Source organism: Streptomyces flaveolus (assembly GCF_044765825.1).
Taxonomy (GTDB): Bacteria; Actinomycetota; Actinomycetes; order Streptomycetales; family Streptomycetaceae; genus Streptomyces; species Streptomyces flaveolus.
Genome location: NZ_JBIWKU010000002.1, coordinates 807,734 through 822,759 on the forward strand (window position 1 = coordinate 807,734; position 15,026 = coordinate 822,759).

Sequence of the window (15,026 nt, forward strand, 5' to 3'; positions counted from 1 at the left end):
CCGGTCAGCCGGGGAACAGGCCGCGACGGCGCAGGTCCCGGCGCCGTTCGGCGTAGGCGAGGTCGTCGCGCCACAGGCGGCCCGCGGCGGCCCGCATCAGCGGGCGCAGGACCGGTGCCAGGCGGCGGGCCACGGGGAAGCCGGGCCGGTCCGAGGTGGCCAGCAGCGCTTCGGTCACCGTCGTGCGCGGCCTGCCGCGGTCGTCGGGGCCGAGCGGCGTGGCGTGGCTCTCCACGACGGACCCGGTGCCCTCGCCGTCGGTGATGCGCATGACCACGGTGCGCGGTTCGGGCGCGGTGAACTCGGCCCGTACGGGGACGACGAGCCGGCCGGTGAGCCGGAAGGAGACGTCGACCACGAAGCGGTCGTCGGCGCCGGTGCCGTCCGGGGGCCGTACGACGGTGAGGTCCACGAAGGAGTACGGGTGGAACCAGGCGCCGTGCCACGGGTCGAGCCGGTTGGCGACGACGTCCTCAGGCTCGCAGACGCCGGTGCCGCGCCAGACGGACGTCAGCGACGCCGCCGGGTCCGGCCTGGCGGGCACGACCGGGGCCGGGGCCGGTGGCTCCTCCCCCATGCCGTCCAGCCGCACCCACACCAGGACGCCGTCGTCGTGGACCGGCAGGGGTTCCCAGCCGGCGAACGGGGTGCCGTCCAGGGCGAGTCCGTGCCAGTGGCACACGAGCGTGCCGCACCGCACCGGGCTGTCGGCCAGCGGGGCGCCGAGGTGCGGGCAGGCGCCGGGGCCCGCGACCAGGCGTCCGTGCGCGTCCCGCCAGACGACGACCTCCAGCCCGGCGACCGTCGCGGCCAGCGGGCGGGCGGGGTGTACGTCGGTGGCGGCGCCGACGACGTACCAGTTGCCCGAGGGACGCGCCAGGGCGCGTTCGAGGGCCCCGGCGATGACGGCCGGCCGGGCCTCGCGCCAGGTGGGGCGCTGCCGCTGCCAGGGGACGGGGCGGCGGCGCAGCCGCAGGGGGTACCGGCCCCGGCGGGGCCGGTGGTCCTGGTTCATCGGGCCTCCTCGGTCTCGCGGGGCACCGTCGGGGGACGTGAGGCGGGCGTGCCCCGGGCCCTGAGCCGCGCGGCCAGCACCCGGGTGAGCCCGTCCGCCGCGACGGCCGCGCGCCGTCCGCGGGACACCACCGCGCGCCGGTGCAGTACCGCGTAGCCGCCGTCCGCGACGGCGTCGAGGATGTTCCGGTAGAGCACGTACGCGGTGCGGATGCAGGGCCGGGAGACGGGGTCCAGCATCGCGATGCCCGGCGCGGCCTCGCGGTAGACGGCCCGGGTGAGGTCCTCGGCCGCCCGCAGTGCGGCGGTGATGCGCCGGTCGTGGCGGCCGGTGCGCCGGCTCCAGCGCAGCAGGGACCGCTCCACGCCGTGCGCGGCCAGCAGGTCCGCGGGGAGGTAGATCCGGCCGCGGTCCAGGTCCTCGCCGACGTCCCGCAGGAAGTTCGTCAACTGGAAGGCGACGCCCAGCGCGGCGGCGTGCGGGGCGGCCTCGGCGCGGGGCCTGACGGTACCGAGGACCGGCAGCATCTGCAGGCCGATGACCGCGGCCGAGCCGTGCATGTAGGCGCGCAGGTCGTCGTACGTGGCGTAGTCGGTGACCGTGAGGTCGCTGCGCATGGAGGCCAGGAAGGCGGTGAAGTGACCGGGGTCGATGGCGTATCGGGCTGCGGTGTCGGCGACGGCGAGGGCGACGGGCTCCCCGTCGGGCCGGCCGCCGGTCAGCGCGTGCCGCAGGCGTTCCTCGAGGCGGTTCAGCGCGGCGGCGCGCTCGGCGGGTGCCGCGCCGGCTCCCATGTCGTCGACGATGTCGTCGGCCCACCGCGCGAAGCCGTACAGGGCGTGCACGGCCGGTCTGCGGTCGGCGGGCAGGAGGCGGGTCGCCAGGAAGTAGGTGCGTCCGTGGCGGGCGTTGAGGCGGCGGCAGCGGGCGTAGGCGGCGCGCAGCACGGGGTCGGTGATGCCGGCGGCGTCCAGTTCGCGGCGGGTCACCGGCGTCCGCCCTTCGGGGCCGTGCCGGTGATGCGGGCGGCGGCCAGCTTTCCCGAGATCAGCACCGTCGGCACCCCGACGCCCGGGGTGGTGCCGCAGCCGGCGAGGACCGCGTTGTCCGTGCCGCGCACCAGGTTGCGGGGCCGGAAGGGCCCGGTCTGGGCGAAGGTGTGGGCGACGGAGAAGGGTGTGCCCGCGGCATGGCCCTGGGCGGCCCAGTCGGCCGGCGTCACCAGGCACTCCGCCTCCACGGCGGCGGCGATCCCGGTCAGTCCCCGGCGGTCGAGGGTGGCGAGCAGACGGTCGCGGTAGCGGGGCGCGAGGTCGCTCCAGGCCTCGGCGCCCGGCCCGATGTCGGTGTTGGGGCAGGGGGCGAGGACGTAGTGCAGGTGGCGTCCCTCGGGGGCGAGGCCGGGGTCGCCCGCGGTGGGCCGGGTGATCAGCAGGGACGGGTCGGTCATCAGGGTGCCGGTCCGGGTCAGTTCGTCGAAGGTCCGCCGCCACGCGGCGCCGAAGGACAGCGTGTGGTGGGCGAGGTGCGGCCAGGTGCGGGTGGTGCCGGCGTGCAGGACGACGGCGGACGGCGCGTGGCGCAGCCGCAGCGCACGGCGCGGGCGGCGGCCCAGCAACCGGTGGACGACGGGCAGGTCGGGGGTGAGGACGACGGCGTCGCAGGGGATGCGCTCGTGGGCGGTGACGACCGCGGTGACGCGGTTCCCGGACCGTTCCAGGCGGGTGACGTCCCGTCCGAGGCGCAGGTCGGCCCCGGCGCCGGCGGCAGCGGCGGCCATGGCGCGGGGCAGGGCGTGCATGCCGCCGCGCGGGAAGTACACGCCGGCCACGGTGTCCATGTAGGCGATGACGGCGTACGCGGCCAGGGCGCGGGCCGGTGCGACACCGGCGTACAGGGCCTGGAAGGAGAAGACCCGCTTGAGGCGTTCGTCCGTGAGGAAGCGGCCGATGCGCGCGTCCAGCCGGCCGAATCCGCCGAGGGCGGCGAGCCGGGCCAGGTCGGGGGTGAGCAGGCCGAGCGGCGAGTCGAAGTTGGCGTCGATGAACCGGCGCATCTGCACGGCGTACAGCCGCTGGAGCCAGGTGCGCAGCCGCCGGTACCCGGCCGCCTCGCGGGGTCCGGCGAACCGTTCCACCTCCGCCTCCATCGCGGCGGCGTCGGTGTGGACGTCCAGGGTGCCGCCGTCGGCGAAGCACGCCCGGTAGGCGGGGTGGAGGGGCAGGAGTTCCACGTGGTCGCGCAGCCGCTCGCCGACGGCCGCGAACGCCTCGTCGGCCAGGTGGGGCATGGTGAGGACGGTCGGGCCGGTGTCGAGGTGGTAGCCGCCGAGTTGGCGCCGTCCGGCTCGGCCGCCGGGCTGCGGGTCGCGTTCCACGACCGTCACCCGCCGTCCCGCGCCCAGCAGGTGCAGGGCGGCGGACAGGCCCGCGAGTCCCGCCCCGACGACCACCACGTGGCCGGTGCGGCCGGGCACCGTGCGCGTCATCGCGGGTCCTCCCCCGCGTGCGGCCGGTGCCCCGGCCGGTCCCTGCCGTCGCCGGCCGTGCTGCTGGGGGGCATCGCGGGTCCTCTCGTCGTCGACCGCGGTGGTGTGCCGCGCGGGGTTCACCGGTTGCCGTGCCCGCTTCGGCCGGGCGCGCGCCACGGATGCACCGTCCGGCCCCGGCCCGCGGAGTGGGTCGGCGTCAGCCTTTCCCCCTTTGCCCGCGGCCCGACGCCGGCCGGGCGCGTTCACGCCCGGCAGTCACCCGCCCGGCGGGTACCCGGGCCCCCGGTGGGCGCCCGCCGGGGGGTCGTCCAGCGCGCCGTGCGGCAGCGGGCGGTGCGGGAGGGGAATACTCCGCCGGAGCCGAGCCGTCGCGCGCTCGCCGTCCGGGCCGTGCGGGTCGTCGTGCGCCGTCGGCCGGAACGGCGACCGGACGGGCGGGAAGGAGGAGGCGCACCGTGGTCGACGCGGACATCGTCGTGGTCGGTGCCGGGGCCGCGGGCCTCTCCCTGGCCCACCGGCTGCCGGCGGGCACCTCCCGCCGTCCGGCCCCTTCCGTCGTCCTGATCGAGCCGCCCGCCGGTGCGCTGCGGCCGCCGCGGCGCACCTGGTGCTTCTGGGAGACGGGCCCGGGCCGTTTCGACCCGGCGGTGACGGCGTCGTGGGAGTGGCTGCGGGTGCGCAGCCGGGACGGGGCGGCCGTCCGGCGCCACATCGCGCCCGCGCGCTACAAGATGATCCGCTCGGACGACTTCGAGGCGCTGGTGGACCGCGATCTGAAGGACCGGCCGGGGCTGCGGCGGCTGGAGGCCACGGTCGACACGGTGACCGCCCTGCCGGACGGCACCGCGCGGCTGTCGGCCACGGACGCCGCCGGCGCGCACGTCTCGCTGTGCTGCCGCTGCGTCTTCGACTCCCGCCCGCCCGGCCGCCCGGGCGCCGCCCGCACCCGTCTCCTCCAGCACTTCCGCGGCTGGTTCGTCCGCACCGAACGGCCGGTCTTCGACCCGTCGGTGGTCGATCTGATGGACTTCCGCACCCGGCAGCCGGCGCGCGGCCTGTCCTTCGGCTACGTCCTGCCGACCGGCCGGCGCACCGCGCTGGTCGAGTACACGGAGTTCGGACCCGAGCCGCTGACGCGGGAGCAGTACGACAGTGCCCTCGATGACTACACGCGCCGCGTCCTGCGCACCGGCGCCGCGGAGGTCCTGTCGACGGAGCAGGGGGTGATCCCGATGACCGACGCGCTGTTCGAGCGGCAGGCCGGGGGCTCCGGCACCGTCTTCCGGATCGGGACGGCGGGCGGGGCGACACGGGCCTCCACCGGCTACACGTTCGCCGCCGTGCAGCGCCAGGCGGAGGCCGTCGCCCACGCCGTCCTCGCGGGCCGCAGCCCGGTTCCGCCGGCCCCGTACCCGGCCCGGGCGCGGCTGATGGACGCGGTGCTGCTGCGCGCGCTGGACACCGGCCGGGTCGACGGCCCCGACCTGTTCTTCCGGCTGTTCGACCGGGTGCCCGCCCGGCGGCTGCTGCGCTTCCTCGACGGACGGACCCGGCTCCACGAGGACCTCGCGGTCGGCGTGCGCACCCCCGTCCTGCCGATGCTGCGCACGGCGGCCGAACTGCCGTGGCTGCCCCGCCGCCACACCACCGCCCGCTGACCCCTCGGGAGCCATCGATGTCCCTGCTGCGCGATGCCGCGCTGGCCGCCGCCTTCGACCGGGGCGCCGGGCGCTACGACCGGCTGGTCGCGCTGAACCCCGGATACCACGCCCAGTTGCGCCGCTCCGCCCGGCGGCTGGCCCTCGCGGACGGCGGCGCCGGGCGCCGGGTGCTCGACCTGGGGTGCGGTACGGGCGCGTCGACGGCGGCGCTGGCCGCGGCGTTCCCCTCCGCCGAGATCACCGGGGTCGACGCCTCGCTGGGCATGCTGCGCGCGGCGCGGGCCAAGCCGTGGCCCGCGCGGGTGCGTTTCGTCCACGCCCCGGCCGAGGAGCTCCACTCGGCCGGGGTGAGCGGCCTGTTCGACGCGGTCTTCGCCGCCTACCTCTTCCGCAACCTGGCCGACCCCGACGCCGTCCTGCGGTCGGTGCACCGGCTGCTCGTGCCGGGCGGCGGGCTGGCGGTGCACGAGTACGCGCTCAGCGGGCGCCGCACCGACCGCCTGGTGTGGTCCGCGGTGTGCCGGGGCGTCATCGTGCCGCTGGGCACGGCCACCGGCGACCGCGCCCTGTACCGGCATCTGCGGCGCAGCGTCGCCGAGTTCGACACCGCGCCGGGCTTCGTCGCCCGGCTGGCCCGGGCCGGCTTCGAGCGGGTCAGGGTGCTGCCGCTGCCCGGGTGGCAGACGGGCATCGCCCACACCTTCCTCGGCCGGCGTGCCGCCGAGGAGACGGGCGCCGTGCGGTGAGCCGGCGCGACGGCGCCCGGGTTCCGGGGCGGGACCGGCACGCCCGGCTCCTCGCGCCCCGGCCGGGCCGGGACCGGATCGCCGGTGGTCCGCCGTCCGTGGCGGTGATCGGCGGCGGCGTCGCGGGCCTCGCGGCGGCGACCGTGCTCGCCGAACGGGGGGCGCGCGTGGTGCTCCACGAACGCGAACCGGTGCTCGGCGGGCGGGTGTCCGGGTGGCCCGTCGCCCTGCCCGACGGGACGCCCGCGACGATGAGCCGGGGCTTCCACGCGTTCTTCCGCCAGTACTACAATCTGCGGGCCCTGCTGCGCCGGACCGATCCCGCGCTGGGCATGCTGACCGGGCTGCCCGACTATCCACTGCTGCACAGCAGCGGACTGCGCGACGGCTTCCGCCGCGTGCCGCGCACTCCCCCGTGGAACGCCCTCGGCTTCGCCCTCCTCAGCCCGAGCTTCCGGCCGCGCGATCTGCTCGCCCTGCGGCCCGCCGCCGCCCTGCCCCTGCTCGACGTGCGCACCCGCCGCGTGTACGAGGAGCTGGACCACGTCAGCGCCCATGACTTCCTGGACAGCCTGCGCTTCCCGGCCGCCGCGCGGCATCTGGCCTTCGAGGTGTTCTCCCGCAGCTTCTTCGCGGACCCTCGGCGGCTGTCGGCCGCCGAGATGGCCCTGATGTTCCACATCTACTTTCTCGGCTCCGGCGAGGGCCTGCTGTTCGACGTGCCCCGCGAGCCCTTCCCGCAGGCGCTGTGGGACCCCCTCGCCGCGCATCTGACCCGCCACGGGGCCGAGCTGCGGACCGCCGCGCCCGTCGACGCCGTCCACCCCGGACCGTCCGGCGGACACCTGGTCACCGACGGCGCCGGTGCCCGGGCGTACGACGCCGTCGTGCTGGCGCTGGACACCGACGGTCTGCGGGCGGTGGTGGGGCGGTCGCCCGGGCTGGGGGACGCCGCCTGGCGCGAGAGGGTGGCCCGGCTGCGGACGGCGCCGCCGTTCCTGGTGTCCCGGCTGTGGCTGGACCGCCCCGTCGCGGCCGGCCGTCCCGGCTTCCTCGGCACCAGCGGCTTCGGCTCGCTGGACAACGTCAGCGTGCTGTCCCGCTGGGAGGGCGAGGCGGCCCGCTGGGCGGCCCGCACGGGCGGGTCGGTGGTCGAACTCCACGCCTACGCGCTGTCGTCGACGGCGGTCCGGGACGTCGAGGAGAAACGCCTCGTCGGCCAGTTGCACCGGGTCTACCCGGAGACACGGGAGGCCCGCGTCGTCGCCGCGCGGCACGAGTGGCGGGCGGACTGCCCCCTGTTCACGGTCGGCGGCCACGGCGACCGTCCGACGGTCCGCACGCCCGACCCGTCGCTGGTGGTCGCCGGGGACCTGGTCCGTACGGACCTGCCCGTGGCACTGATGGAGCGCGCCGCCACGTCCGGGATGCTGGCGGCCAACGCCCTGCTGGAGCGGTGGGGGGTGCGCGGCGAGCCGCTGTGGACGGTCCCGGACCGCGGACGGTCCGCCCCGCTGCGCGCGCTGGCGCGGCGGTACGCGCCGCGCTGACCTGCCCGGCGCGGGTCCCGCGCCGGCGCTACTGCCCCGCCGGGCGGTCGGCCCGTCCGCCCGCGCCGAGCGGGCCGGTGGCGGTCATGTCGCCCGCGGCCTCCAGCCCGGGCAGTTCACGGCGGGACACCCGCATCACCGCGGACGGCAGGGCGGGGCGCGCCAGTTGCGCCAGCCGCAGCCATCCGGGCACGTACACGGACGTGCTGCGGCGTTCCACGGCGCGTACCAGCCGGGCGGCGACGAACTCGGCCGGGTAGGTGCGCCGGGCCGGGGCCGGCATATGGGCGCGCAGCTCGCGCAGCACGGCGTACCGGTCCGCGTCACGGATCATGTCGGTGTCGATCCAGTTGAGGTAGGCGATGCCCACGGCGACCCCGTGGTGCGCCACCTCGGCGCGCAGGGCGTGGGTGAAGGCCTCCACACCCGCCTTGGAGGCGCAGTAGGCGCTCATCATGGGGGCGGCGCCGAGCGACGCGGTCGAGGCGATCTGGAGGTTGTACCCGGACGTCCGGAACAGGTCGGGCAGGAAGGCGCGCGCGGTCTGGGCGCTGCCCGTCAGGTTCACGTCGATGACGCGGCGCCATTCTGCCGGGTCGGACCCGGCGAACGGCCCGCCCTCGGCGATGCCGGCGTTCGCCACCACGACCGACGGCGGTCCGAGGCGCGCCCGCACCTCGTGCGCCGCGGTGTCCAGCGCGGCGGCGTCGGTGACGTCGACCTCCAGAGCGAGCGCCGGGGCCGGCAGGGCCGCCGCCACGGCGTCCAGCCGGGGCTTCTCGTGGCCGAGCAGCGCGAGCCGGGCGCCCCGGCGGGCGCACTCCAGGGCCAGTGCGGCGCCGAGTCCGCGCGCGGCTCCGGTCACCACGACGGTGCGGTCGCGCAGCGGGCTGCCGGTCACCGGCCGTCTCTGCGCGCGTGGCCCGGCGGTCATCGCTTGTCACCGGCTCGGTCGCGGCGGGTCAGGACGCGCTGGACCCGAGCGAGGCCGGCGAGCCGGTGCTGACGCAGCGCGGCCCGCGCCGCGTTGGCGCCGGGCGCGCCGTGCACGCCGCCTCCCGGATGGGCTCCCGCGGAGGCCAGGTACAGGCCGGCGACCGGTGTCTCCGGCCGCCCGGTGCCGGGTACGGGCCGGAAGAAGAGCTGCTGGTGCATGGCCGTGGTGCCGCCGTTGATGGCACCGCCGTGGAGATTGGCGTCCATCGACTGCAGGGTCGGCGGGGCCAGGACGCGGCGGGCCCGGATCAGGGAGCGGAAGCCGGGGGCGAAGCGCTCCACCTGGCGCTCGACCCGGTCGGCCATGAGCTCCTGCTCCTTGGTGTCCCAGCTCCCGCCGATCCCCTCGTCGCCGGCGTCGCCCCGGACGTCCTGCGGGACGTGGGTGTACGCCCACGCGGACTCGGTGCCCTCCGGTGAGCGGGAGGGGTCGGTGGTCGTCATCTGGCCGAACAGCGCGAAGGGACGGTCGGGGACCTGGCGCATGGCGATCTGGGCGGCGAACCGGGTCAGTTCGTCGAGGCCGTCGGACAGATGCACGGTCCCGGCGCCCGCCGCCTGGGCGCACTGCCAGGGCACGGGGCCGTCCAGCGCCCAGTCCACCTTGAAGGTGGCGAAGTCCCACTGGAAGCGCTCGAGGTCGGCGAGGACCTGGCCGGGCAGGTCCGCCGGGTCGACGAGTGTCCCGTACAGGGCGGGCACGGACACGTCCGCGAGGACGGCGCGCCGGGCGGCGACCGTCTCCCCGCCGGCCGTGCGCACGCCCAGCGCGCGGCGGTCGCGGACGACGACGTGGTCGACGCGCTGCCCGCAGCGCAGGGTGCCGCCGAGGGAGCGCAGGCGGCGGACCAGGGCCTCGGTGAGGGCGCCGGAGCCGCCGACCGGCACGGGGAAGCCGTAGGTCTGGCCGAGCATCGACATCAGCCAGCCGAAGCCGCCGCTGCCCGCGGCCTCGGGCGCGAGGTCCGCGTGCAGGGCGTTGCCCGCCAGGAGCAGTCTGCCGCCCTCGCCGCGGAACTCCTCCTCGCCCAGACGGCGCACCGGCAGCACCAGGGTGCGGGCCAGCCGCAGTCCGCCCGCGCCGCGCAGGCGCAGGGCCAGCCGGGCGGCGGCCTTCACCGGCGGGAAGGGCGTGAACAGGGCGTCCAGGATGTCGGCCCGGTAGCGGTCCCAGACATCGTGCAGGTGCTCCCAGGCGGCGCCGTCCCCGGGCGCGAAGACGTCCAGGGAGGCGGCGGTGGTGCCCACGTCGCGGTCGAGGACCGCGCACGTGCCGTCGGTCAGGGGGTGGGCGAGCACGTGGGGCGCGTGGGCCCAGCGCAGCCCGTGCTCCTGCAGCCGCAGTCCGGCCAGCACCGGGGATGCGGCGGCGAGCGGGTAGAAGGAGCTGAACAGGTCGTTCACGAAGCCGGGGGCGACCTCGCCGTCGTGGCGCACGGCCCCGCCCGGTTCGGGCTGCTCCTCCAGGACCTCCACGCTCCAGCCCGCGTCCGCGAGGAGGTTCGCCGCGACCAGTCCGTTGGGGCCGGCGCCGATCACGACGGCGTCAGGCACGGCCGGCTCCCGGTTCGGGCGCCGGCGCCGGGTCCGGCCGCTGCTGCTCACCGGCTCTGTCCTCGCACAGCCTGGCCAGCCGGGCGAGCATGGCCCGGTGCCTGAGCTGGATCATCGCTTCGACGCCCATGTTGTGCAGCAGTCCGCCGGCACCGCGCAGGGGATGTTCGTCCACGATCACCAGGCACTGCTCGCCCCAGGGACGGAGCTCGATGGCGATGCGCGCCGTGCCGAGCGGGCCGGCGATCGCCTCGAGTTCCAGCACGGTGCCCTCCTCGCAGCGTCTGACGACCGTCTCGTTGTGCAGGCGCAGGGGCCCGATGCACACCTCGTAGCCGATCGCCGCGCCGACCTGCGGCCACTGTCCCCGCTTGGGGGTGGAGGACGACGTCCCCACGACCCAGTCCGCGTACCGGGTGCCGTCCGCCAGGACCTCCCACACCGCCTGCGGAGTCGTCTTGATCAACCGATGCCGAGCTGCCACGCACGCCTCCACGTCCGAACTTGGCCAGGACTCAGCACTGAGTGCCCCGCCCGCGAGGGGCCAACCGGGGCCGGCGTGGCGCTCCGGAAAAATCGCTGCATTGGCATGGACCTGATAAGTGGGCGTGGCTAAGCTCGGACCAACCCCGTTGAGAGCGCTCTCAGACCGCGGTTGTTCCACCCCCACCTCGCTGGAACGACGAAGGGCACCCCTGTGAGACGCAGCAGACTCAGGAACTGTGGCCTGGCCACCCTCCTCGTCCTCGGCAGCTGGACCGCGGCGGGCACACTGCCCGCCGCGGCGACCGGCTCACCCACCGGCTCCCCCGCCGCCTCCGCCGGTCTTCTCCAGGCCATGCAGCGGGATCTCGGCCTGACCCGGGCCCAGGCCGAGGACCGGCTCGCGGCCGAACGGCACGCCACGGACCTCGCCCCCGCCGCGCACCGGGCCGCCGGGGACGCCTTCGGCGGCTCGTGGTTCGACGCCGGCCGCGGGCGGCTGACCGTGGCCGTCACCGCGGACGCCTCCCCCGCTACGGTCCGGGCCGTCCGCTCCACCGGCGCCGACGTCCGCACCGTCACGCACAGCGCGCGGCAACTCGACGCCGCCAAGCAGCGCGTCGACCGCCTGGACGCGCCCGCCGGCGTCAGCGGCTGGCACGTCGACCCGGCCGCCAACACGGTGGTCGTCGACGTCGTCGGTGCCGAGCGCGCCGACAACGATGTCCAGCGCTTCGTGGCCCGGGCCCGCGCGGCAGGCCCGGTGAACGTGCGGACGGTGCCGTCCGCGCCGCGGACCTTCGCGGCGGGCACGGTCGGCGGCGACCCGTACTACACCGGCAACGTCCGCTGCTCCATCGGCTTCTCGGTGCGCGGCGGCTTCGTCACCGCCGGGCACTGCGGACAGGCCGGCGCCGGCGTCAGCGGCTGGGACCGGTCGTACGTCGGCACGTTCCAGGGATCCTCGTTCCCGGACAACGACTACGCCTGGGTCAGTGTGGGCAGCGGCTGGTGGACGGTACCGGTCGTCCTCGGCTGGGGCACCGTCCCGGACCAGCTGGTGCGCGGCTCGAACGAGGCACCGGTCGGCGCCTCGGTGTGCCGCTCCGGTTCCACCACGCACTGGCACTGCGGCACCGTGCTGGCCAAGAACGAGACGGTCAACTACAGCCAGGGCGCCGTGCACCAGATGACGAAGACCAGCGTCTGCGCCGAGCCCGGCGACTCGGGCGGCTCCTTCATCAGCGGCGACCAGGCGCAGGGCGTCACCTCGGGCGGCTGGGGCAACTGCTCCGGCGGCGGGGAGACCTGGTTCCAGCCGGTCAACGAGATCCTGAACCGCTACGGGCTGACCCTGCACACGGCCTGAGCGAACGCGGCACCAGGGGTCCCGCCGGGCACCCGGCGGGACCCCTCCCGCACCGGGCGGGTACGCGTCGCCTGCCGCCGTGTCACCTGTCGCCCGGTGCCGTCGTCCCGGGGCCGGGCTGGGTCGTGAGCCGGCGGTAGGCGGCGCGGGCGTGGACCAGCCGGGCCAGGGCGGTCCCGACGAGGGCCGCGCCGAACAGGCAGACGAGCCAGAGCACGTCCCGCCGTCCGGTCCAGGTGAGCACGCCGGCGGGCGGTATCGCGAAGCCGTTGAGGGACAGCCAGCACAGGACGGCGGTGCCCGGGGCGGCGGTGAACCGGGCGCACAGCCCGAGCACCGCCGCCAGGAGGGAGAGCACGGCCAGCGCGAGTCCCGGACGTCCGGCGCCCACCGTGCCGTTGAGGAGCGCCACCAGGACGAGCGCGCCGGCGAAGGCTCCCGCCCACACCAGCGGAGCCGCGACGGGCCGGGGAACGGGTCTGGCGCCGCTGCCCAGGGGGACCCACTCGATCATGCTCTCGGCTCCTTCCGCTCCCGGACGGCCCCGACCACAGCGCCGCCCCTGCGGGCAGATTGTCCCACCGGGGTACGGGGCGGTCCGCGGGCCGGGGGTGTGGTCCTGTCCGCAGCGGACCGACGCGGCCCGCGGTGCGGGGCCGGGCGTACGGCGGGGCCCGTCACGCAGGACCGCGGCGACCGGCGGACCCGGTTCCGGAGGACCGAGCCGACCTGCGGACCCGGTTCCGTAGGACCACGGCGACCGGGGCCTCTTCCGGAACACCACGGCGACCGACGGCCCACTCCCGGAACACCACCGCGACCGGCGGACCCCTCCGGAACAGCATCGCGACCGACGGCCCACACTCCCGGAACACCACCGCGACCGACGCACCCCTCCCGGAGGATCGCGGCGACCGTGCCGCCGCGGTGTCGGCCGCGCGTGAGTGACGAGCCGTCAGGAGTGTCCACGAGCGGGGAGTACGCCGGCCCGCTCCGGCCCCGGCGACGGCAGCGTCGCCGGGGCCCCGGACGGCGGCTCCCGGGAGTGCCGGTGCCGTGCCGCCGTCCGGGGCGTTCGGGCGCCGCCCGCTCCTACCGTTCGGCGTCCGCGTGGACCGGCGTCGATGCGGAGTCGTCGGCCGCCGTGTCCTCTCCGGGCCGCTCCCGCGCCGGCCGCCCGGAGGCACGGCCGCCCGGCAGCAGCCGCCGCCCGGCCCGCAGGGCGCCGGCGAGCACATACGCCCGTCCCGCGACGACGGGGCCGAGGACGGCGAGGACGAGGACGTAACCGGCGATGAAGGGCGCGAGCCGTGCGTCGAGTCCCGCGCCGGCGGCCATCGCGGCCAGGATCAGCGCGAACTCCCCGCGCGCCACCAGGGTGGTGGCGATCTCCGCCGCCGGTTCGGCGCCGTAGCCGTACACGCGGGCCACGCACAGTCCGGCGGCGACGTTCATGACGAGGGTCAGTGCCGCCGCCGCGGCGACCGGCCCGGCGACGGAGGCGAGGTCGCCGGGGTCGATGGCCAGTCCGAAGGCGAAGAAGAAGATCGCCGCGAAGGCGTCGCGCAGCGGGTGCACCAGTTCCCGGATCCGTGGCCCCGAGGGGGTGCCGGCGAGGATCAGACCGACCATGAAGGCGCCGATGGCGTCGGCGACGCCGAGGAGTTCGGAGACGCCGGCGACGAGGACCGCGGCGCCGAGGAAACTGATGACGAGCAGTTCGTTGTCGCGGGTCTCGATCAGGCGTCCCACGAGCCGGGTGCCCCAGCGGGCCGCGGCAGCGAGCACCAGCAGGAACCCGAACGCCTTGCCGGCCTGCAACACCGTGTCCGCGACGCCGTGGGCACCCGATATCACCGGCTGGAGCGCGGCCAGGTACAGCGCGAGGAAGATGTCCTCCACCACGATGACACCGAGGATGAGACGGGTCTCGGGGCGGCCGATGCGGCCCAGGTCGATGAGGATCTTGGTGACGATCGCGGACGAGGAGATGCCGAGGACACCGGCGAGCACCAGCGCTTCGCGCACCCCCCAGCCCAGCGCGAAGCCGAAGCCGAGGCCGGCACCGACGTTGAGCAGCAGGTAGATGCCGCCCGCGGTCAGCAGCCGTCGGCCGCCGCTCTTGAGGTCGTCGAGGTGGAACTCCAGCCCCAGGTAGAAGAGCAGCAGCACCAGTCCGAGTGCGGAGAGCATCTCGAAGTCGTGGGCGTCCTCGACCAGGACGAAGCCGGGCGTGTGGGGGCCGAGCAGGATGCCGGCCAGCATGAACAGGGGAATCGTCGGAAGTCCGATCCTGCCGCCGAGGCGGGCGAGGAACGCGGCGGCGAGAAAGGCGCCGCCCATGGCGAGCAGGGTGTCAGCGTGTCCCACGGGCCACCGCCTCGGGCCGCGTGGAAGGTCGGAAAGGCTTCGGTCGACGGTAAGGGATGCGCGTTCTCCTTCGTGTGTGACGCGGTCGGCCGTCCTGCGCTCGAACGCCGTCGGCCGCCGGCGTGAGGCGGCGCCGCTCCCGGACCCGCGGGGTCGTGGACGAGGCGGCGAGGGGTACGGATCTCCGGCCCCGAGCCCCCTTCTCCGGGCCGCCCCTCCGGTACGCCTCGGCCGCCGTCGGGCGCCTCGGCGCCCGGGCGTGGTCAGTGGGCCCGGACCGGGCCGTCGGCACCACCCGCCGAACGGGCGGCAGGGCCGGGCTCCCCCGTGACGTTCCCGGCCCCGGGAGCCCCCGGGGCGCGGCGCGGTTCCACGGTCACACGCGACGTCCCCGGGCCGCCATCGGGGACGCCACCCAAAACCCGCGGGGGCCGACACCCATCACGGCCGCCTCGCATCCGCCGTGCCGCGGCGCGGGATACGGCCAAGTCGCGGGAGTACGGCACACCCGGCCGTGCCGGGCGCGGGAGGACCGTGCGCCCGGCACGATCCGCGCCTTCCCCGGCCGAACACCGTGACACTGCGCCATGCGGGTGGTCGTCGGAACAGGCCCGACAGCACGCCGACCGCCCCACCGCAGGATGCGGTGGGGCGGTCGACGTCGCGGACGGTCCGTCAGCACGGAGTCGCTGTCATCAGCCTCTCGAACGAAGCCATGCAGTCAGGGCAGTGACGCGCCCTTTCACCGTCGGATGCCTCAATACGTTCGCGGAGCTTCTGTCCGCACAAGG

Annotated in this window: 12 protein-coding genes; 4 read left to right on the forward strand and 8 right to left on the reverse strand. The window is 76.2% G+C overall.

The genetic code is table 11. The annotated features are described in order from the left end of the window. Positions 1 to 4 precede the first annotated feature (4 nt). The 3 genes from ACIRG6_RS09100 to crtI are packed head-to-tail and all read right to left on the reverse strand — an operon-like array spanning position 5 to position 3,503. A complete protein-coding gene (locus ACIRG6_RS09100; protein ID WP_403321734.1) occupies positions 5 to 1,015 on the reverse strand; it encodes a DUF5914 domain-containing protein in 1,011 nt (336 codons plus the stop codon). Continuing rightward, entirely contained in the window at positions 1,012 to 2,004 is a 993-nt protein-coding gene (locus ACIRG6_RS09105; protein ID WP_403321736.1) for a phytoene/squalene synthase family protein, read from the reverse strand. The genes ACIRG6_RS09100 and ACIRG6_RS09105 overlap by 4 nt, the downstream gene beginning before the upstream one ends. Further along, the gene (gene crtI / locus ACIRG6_RS09110; protein WP_403321738.1) at positions 2,001 to 3,503 is read right to left on the reverse strand and encodes a phytoene desaturase family protein; all 1,503 of its coding nucleotides are present in this window, start codon (positions 3,501 to 3,503) and stop codon (positions 2,001 to 2,003) included. Before crtI ends, ACIRG6_RS09105 begins: the two co-directional genes overlap by 4 nt. 458 nt (positions 3,504 to 3,961) lie before the next feature. Between crtI and ACIRG6_RS09115 the strand changes: the two genes are divergently transcribed. The 3 genes from ACIRG6_RS09115 to ACIRG6_RS09125 are packed head-to-tail and all read left to right on the forward strand — an operon-like array spanning position 3,962 to position 7,463. Continuing rightward, positions 3,962 to 5,164 (forward strand): lycopene cyclase family protein, encoded by a 1,203-nt coding sequence (locus tag ACIRG6_RS09115; protein WP_403321740.1) that lies wholly within the window; start codon positions 3,962 to 3,964, stop codon positions 5,162 to 5,164. 17 nt (positions 5,165 to 5,181) lie between these two features. Next, positions 5,182 to 5,913: a methyltransferase domain-containing protein gene (locus ACIRG6_RS09120; RefSeq protein WP_364679459.1), complete on the forward strand. Its 732-nt coding sequence runs from the start codon at positions 5,182 to 5,184 to the stop codon at positions 5,911 to 5,913. Then, positions 5,910 to 7,463: an FAD-dependent oxidoreductase gene (locus ACIRG6_RS09125; protein WP_403321741.1), complete on the forward strand. Its 1,554-nt coding sequence runs from the start codon at positions 5,910 to 5,912 to the stop codon at positions 7,461 to 7,463. Before ACIRG6_RS09120 ends, ACIRG6_RS09125 begins: the two co-directional genes overlap by 4 nt. 28 nt (positions 7,464 to 7,491) lie before the next feature. Here the strand turns inward: ACIRG6_RS09125 and ACIRG6_RS09130 are convergent, their stop codons facing one another. The 3 genes from ACIRG6_RS09130 to ACIRG6_RS09140 are packed head-to-tail and all read right to left on the reverse strand — an operon-like array spanning position 7,492 to position 10,497. Continuing rightward, positions 7,492 to 8,364 (reverse strand): SDR family oxidoreductase, encoded by an 873-nt coding sequence (locus ACIRG6_RS09130; RefSeq protein WP_364679465.1) that lies wholly within the window; start codon positions 8,362 to 8,364, stop codon positions 7,492 to 7,494. Between the two features lie 29 nt (positions 8,365 to 8,393). Next, positions 8,394 to 10,013, reverse strand: a complete 1,620-nt coding sequence (locus ACIRG6_RS09135; protein WP_403321744.1) for a phytoene desaturase family protein — start codon at positions 10,011 to 10,013, stop codon at positions 8,394 to 8,396. Then, the gene (locus ACIRG6_RS09140) at positions 10,006 to 10,497 is read right to left on the reverse strand and encodes an SRPBCC family protein (protein ID WP_364679470.1); all 492 of its coding nucleotides are present in this window, start codon (positions 10,495 to 10,497) and stop codon (positions 10,006 to 10,008) included. The genes ACIRG6_RS09135 and ACIRG6_RS09140 overlap by 8 nt, the downstream gene beginning before the upstream one ends. A gap of 213 nt (positions 10,498 to 10,710) precedes the next feature. Here ACIRG6_RS09140 and ACIRG6_RS09145 point away from each other — a divergent pair, with 213 nt between their 5' ends. Beyond that, positions 10,711 to 11,865 (forward strand): trypsin-like serine protease, encoded by a 1,155-nt coding sequence (locus tag ACIRG6_RS09145; protein WP_364679473.1) that lies wholly within the window; start codon positions 10,711 to 10,713, stop codon positions 11,863 to 11,865. A gap of 82 nt (positions 11,866 to 11,947) precedes the next feature. Here the strand turns inward: ACIRG6_RS09145 and ACIRG6_RS09150 are convergent, their stop codons facing one another. Together ACIRG6_RS09150 and ACIRG6_RS09155 are read right to left on the reverse strand one after the other, a co-directional pair. Then, on the reverse strand, positions 11,948 to 12,379 hold the full coding sequence (locus tag ACIRG6_RS09150) for a hypothetical protein (protein WP_403321747.1): 432 nt from the start codon (positions 12,377 to 12,379) through the stop codon (positions 11,948 to 11,950). A gap of 578 nt (positions 12,380 to 12,957) precedes the next feature. Next, a complete protein-coding gene (locus ACIRG6_RS09155) occupies positions 12,958 to 14,235 on the reverse strand; it encodes a cation:proton antiporter (protein WP_350716817.1) in 1,278 nt (425 codons plus the stop codon). Positions 14,236 to 15,026 lie beyond the last annotated feature (791 nt).